We start from the raw sequence: 4,518 nt of genomic DNA on the forward strand, positions 1-4,518 counted from the left end.
ATGTCGTTGCCGCTATTTTTCTTGGTAACAGGAGTCTTGACAGTGGCTCTCAACTTTACCACCACCTCGCCGGATTCCTTCTTGTGGGGATAAAGATCAGTACGGATGGTAAAGGACGTTGGATGGATAACGTCTTTATCGAGCGGCTGTGGAGAAACGTCAAATACGAGGAAGTGTATATTAAGGCATACGGATCGATAACTGAGGCACGAAGAGAGCTTAAAGAATACTTTGAACTGTACAATGAACGGCGCCGACATCAAGGTCTTGACGACTTAACGCCGGATGAGGTTTACTTTGCTACATTGAAGCAATTACCGACAGCGGTTTAGGTTAAAGCGGTTTATCACCTAAGAATTGATTTTTGCTGTCCAGAGAAACCCGGCCAGCTCTGAAATACTAGTACTTACTCTTCTGAGGTGCGGGAAGCGTGGAAATAGAGGATGGCTTCTTCCCGGAGAATACACCCAGCTTTTTGTAGATTTTAGCAAGATTGCCTTCTTGCATGCTTTTATCTGCCGGAGTCTCACCGCAAGAGGATGAGAACGACAAACCTCTTGGAACGGTTTAACCAGGAGATTAAGCGCAGAACAAAAGTGGTACGCATCTTCCCCAACGAGGATACGGCGCTTCGGCTGATCGCCGCCTTGGCGGCAGAGCAAACCGACGAGTGGCTCTCGGGTAGAAAAATACCTGGATATGTCGGAGAGGATCGAGGGGGCAGCTGACATACAGCCGGAGACAAATCTAGTGCTCGCGTAGGCATATTACTTGAGGAACGAATTTACAGAAAAATTGGGACTTGACCGGCCGCTATGCGAAAACCAACAAGATAGTGTTCAATAACTCAACCCCTTCTTTTTCTTTCTACATTCATCGGGTAGAATTAAGCACGGCAAGAACAACGCTTACAAATATAACAACAACCATAAATCCTAATATGTATTTTTGGACATTATTCGGTACCTTTGCCTTCATTGTTGAATTAAATAGGTAAAACAGCCCTATTCCCCAGATAACAAACAAGGCATGCGCCCAATCATCGTATTTGTAGTGCCACGTTATAGCTGCAATTACCCCAATAACAATCCATAAAGCCCAGCGCATAAATCCTAATTTACCAGTATTCATAAATGATCACTCATTTCAAGGAGCGTTTTAATAGAATGGTTAAATCTTCCTAATGTTAGCAGAAAAGCAAAAAAGCACTATATTTAAAGTCCAATAATTACGGTAACTGTAATAAAGAATCAAGTTAGTTTCACTAATAATTTACGTTGAGATAGAGTACACATTCGCCCCGCACTTGCCTTAATGATTGCTGAGTATCGTAATTGCTTTCTTAGGGTAGGTTTATGCGGGGTTCATGTGTAGGTGGCATCTCTTTATTGGAGGTGCCTATTTCTTTTTAATAACATCCTATAAGGCATCCTGTGGCATAGCCGCCCAAACATGATGCGCACCCTCCACAACTCCAAACGTTAGGGCCAAAAATGCAACTACCACAAGCAGCCTCGCATAAAAACCTCAACCAATTAGGTAACGAGGTCCATATTGAACTTAAGCACCGCCTTACACAGTCCCAGTAGCCTAGCGCAGAAACAGTGCCTGGCTCATCTCCGAGTATGCTAACTACTTGATCGTTTTCATACCGGGCTCCAGAGATAAGATTACCTTGAGTATCATAAAAACCCATGCTTCCGTTTAGCGGCAAATCTTTGTTGTAACATTCTATCGGCTGGCCACTTTCGTCTGTTAAAGACATCGCAAAAACTAGAACACGTATGAACAGCTTCTTCTCTGGACAATAATAAGCTAGCAATGATTTAGAAGTATTCGCAGTGGCGCTTTTAATCGGTGCCACAACCGCTTGCAGCTTGATGCCGCAATAAGTAACCAGTTGCGCTTCATGCCAACCAATTACTTCTCCGCCTTTATGCTCAAATTGCCTAATATCGTCAGTTTCTTTTAATTGCTTAATCAATGAATCGGATGCCGAAAGGTTTACGGCAGAGGTTACTTGGCCAAACTTGGCCTCGTCTGAACCGCCTGTTTGTCAACCTCCAGTTGCTTGAACCTGAACGGTATCAAGCGCAAAAGCTGGGGCCATGCCTGCTGTTAACATAGCAATAACTAGCACGCATATTATAAGTTTCGATAATCTATCCATGAAATCCTCCTTAAAAATACAGCCACATTGTTTTGCTACACTTAGAAAGCCACCTTTTGGTTCGCCTCGAGCTTTGTAGCTCGTGTCCAATGGGTAGCTTCAATTATTCTGGCGAAATATTTCCGCCTTACCTAAGACCCTCAAAATAATTACCCCCCTTCTTTTTGTACCTCTGTAGCGCTAGGCTTTTAATAGCTTGACCGCGCTTTGTTTGGAAAACGTGGCATGCCCGTTCTCATCTCACAGGGTTTGTTGAATCCTGCAAAATACGTTAATTAGAGGGGCCAAGAGGCCCGACTTATATTGTGCCTACTGCGATTAGGATAGTAATGATTTGTTCCTAGCAATTCCATTAAGACATCAACAAGATTCCGCCCGCTGCTTCTATTTCTTGTGGTTAAGCCTACACAAAAAAGGTTTAGCTGTCTGTCACCCAAAAGACTCAAAAACACGAAAAACTGTGTCACCCAAAAGTCCTAATAGTGCGTAGACGATGAGCTGATGAGTACTAGAAATACTAGTACTTACTCTTCTGAGGTGCGGGAAGCGTGGAAATAGAGGATGGCTTCTTCCCGGGAGGATACACCCAGCTTTTTGTAGATTTTATAGAGATGGTTTTTAACGGTTTTCTCGGAGATAAAAAGCTCTTGCGCGATTTGAAGGTTTGTCTTTCCTGTGCTTAGACTGGATAGTACTTCAAGCTCGCGGCACGAGAGATTTGTGGTCGTTACGACCGTGATCAGCTCTTCAGCCTGCCGAAGCTCAGCTTCTGCTTGAGCGGCCTCATTTTGCGCTTGCTCGATTTTACGGATAACATGCGCTGGGAAGCCGAAGAATATGGTAAGCAAGAATAATGCCAGATAACCGGAGCCAAGGATATCAAAATCATTCAGTTTAATGATCGTCGCTACGGTCTGGTCATTGAAGACAATGCCTAGAGTATATAAGATGCTGAAATAGCCCGTTGATAAAAATGCGACCTTTATGCTGCTGGAATAGTATGAAGCAATAAGAATACTTGTAAGCGCATAGAGAAAATAAGGGCTTGCCCAACTGCCGCCGCTAAGCCCCATCAATATGCCTGAGATCGTGATGTCCAGTGCCAGCAAAGCGAAATAACGGTTAAGAAGCTTAGTTAGTTTGCGCCAGAATAAGGTGAGAAGCAAGCAATACAATACAGCAAAAGTAAAGACGTATGGCGATTCAGGTCTCGTTTTGAAAGAAAAAAGAAGCACTATATTGACGAGCGTGAGCCAGCGCATTATTAGCAAGTGAAGGAGATTTGCTTTTATATCACGCAAGTCAATCCTCCTGACCGGTAATCTTTGATATTGCTTCTTTCTTTGAGGTAACGCTAAGCTTATCGTTGATGCGCTTCAGATATGTCTTAATTGTGTTCTCAGAAATCCCCAGCTCAGATGCAACCTGACTGACTGTTTTGCCCTCGGATGAGAGCATCAGCACCTGTGCTTCACGATCGGATAACCGGTTGAACGCTAATGATATCTCAAGGCACTTTCTCCCCCTTGCGAGATCGTTATTAATGCAGGCCTTTTTCTTGTTTATAGCTTCGAGTTTGTTTAATAAATCAGCCAGATACGCCATGGCGAAAGCAATAAAGAAATAAAATAGAAAATACGTTGAAATATGCTCGCCCGATTCCGCCAGATATGTTACCCAATAGCCGCCCATATATGTTCCGGCAATAAGAAGCACGCTCTCGACGCTTGCAAATATAAAAGCGCCTCGGTAGCTAAGTAGAAATGCTGCAAGAAACAGCGGACTGAACGTGTAAAGAAGATACGGCGATTCATATGCACCCGAAGCTACGCGAAACGCATGCACTATGAATACATCGATAAGTAGGAGATAAGGGTGCGCTTGAAGCCAGTTTAGGGTCGTATATCTGAATACATAAAGGAGAACACTGTATAGAATCGCTATAGCAAGGAGCCACACTGATAGCACCTTCAAACCGGTCAGAGCAAGGATGACTACATAGCCAAGAGTTATAAAGCGATACCATAAGAAGAAAACCCTTATTCCCTGTTTTGAAGGCGTTTCTAATAGAGTATTCATATGCCTAAGTTTCTGTGTCGTTACACTATAACGTCGTATGACTTGATGTAGTGACAATGATACCTTGCGCTAGGTATGCCGTCAAGCGCTGTCAATGCGCGGACTATTAAGTTAGCCGTGGGTCAGCATTTAACCGCAACGGTGATGGTTTTGAAATTAAGCGAGGGGTTTTGATTAATCTTTTTTCGTGTCTTTGGCCACTATGTGCTGGCTGAGCTTGCAGGACATTTTGACCGGCGGAGGCTCGTCTTCTTCTATCCACTTGCGCA

General features: G+C 43.7%; 4 protein-coding genes and 1 pseudogene. 2 read left to right on the top strand and 3 right to left on the bottom strand.

The genetic code is table 11. The features are described 5' to 3' along the window. Positions 1-332: integrase core domain-containing protein (locus tag COY37_RS00930; RefSeq protein ID WP_286975558.1), on the top strand; the 332-nt coding region annotated here is incomplete at its 5' end. A gap of 177 nt (positions 333-509) precedes the next feature. Then, positions 510-762: pseudogene (locus tag COY37_RS00935) on the top strand (transposase); the annotation flags it as partial. Positions 763-873: 111 nt separating this feature from the next. Here the strand turns inward: COY37_RS00935 and COY37_RS00940 are convergent. The 3 genes from COY37_RS00940 to COY37_RS00950 all read right to left on the bottom strand — a co-directional run bounded on the left by COY37_RS00940 (position 874) and on the right by COY37_RS00950 (position 4,249). Then, positions 874-1,131 carry a hypothetical protein gene (locus tag COY37_RS00940; RefSeq protein WP_286975562.1) on the bottom strand — a complete coding sequence of 86 codons (258 nt, stop codon included), beginning with the start codon at positions 1,129-1,131 and terminating at the stop codon, positions 874-876. A gap of 1,563 nt (positions 1,132-2,694) precedes the next feature. Then, positions 2,695-3,471: a helix-turn-helix domain-containing protein gene (locus tag COY37_RS00945; protein WP_286975563.1), complete on the bottom strand. Its 777-nt coding sequence runs from the start codon at positions 3,469-3,471 to the stop codon at positions 2,695-2,697. A 1-nt stretch (position 3,472) separates the two neighbouring features. Next, complete coding sequence (locus COY37_RS00950) at positions 3,473-4,249, bottom strand: response regulator transcription factor (RefSeq protein WP_502693018.1); 777 nt, start codon at positions 4,247-4,249, stop codon at positions 3,473-3,475. Positions 4,250-4,518 lie beyond the last annotated feature (269 nt).

The sequence above is a fragment of the Candidatus Aquicultor secundus genome (genome assembly GCF_002791875.1).
In the GTDB taxonomy this organism is placed as follows: Bacteria; Actinomycetota; Aquicultoria; order Aquicultorales; family Aquicultoraceae; genus Aquicultor_A; species Aquicultor_A secundus.